We start from the raw sequence: 301 nt of genomic DNA on the forward strand, positions 1-301 counted from the left end.
GCTCAAGAGCGTCCTCGACAGGGCCGGGGTGAAGGCCGGGGCCGTGTAGGTCTGGTTCGGCGGCCTCGACGGGCCGGTCAAGCCCGAGACCCCCGACTTCGCCAAGGCGCTCAACCTCGAACACGCGAAGGACGGCCAGGTCCCGCTGGCCTGCGGCATGAACGGGGCGGACCTGCCCTGGCCCAACGGCTTCCCGCTGCGCCTCGTGGAGCCGGTCTATTACGGGTACTGTTGGGTCCATCAACTCAAGCATCACTCGGTGCTCGACACTCCATTCGAGGTGTCAGGGAATGACAGTGGC

The 301-nt window shown here is 66.8% G+C and carries 1 pseudogene; it reads left to right on the top strand.

Annotated elements, in window-relative coordinates:
* A pseudogene (locus tag MKK63_RS28670) lies at nucleotides 1-301 on the top strand (molybdopterin-dependent oxidoreductase); the annotation flags it as partial.

The sequence above is a fragment of the Methylobacterium sp. J-088 genome, assembly GCF_022829295.1.
In the GTDB taxonomy this organism is placed as follows: domain Bacteria; phylum Pseudomonadota; class Alphaproteobacteria; order Rhizobiales; family Beijerinckiaceae; genus Methylobacterium.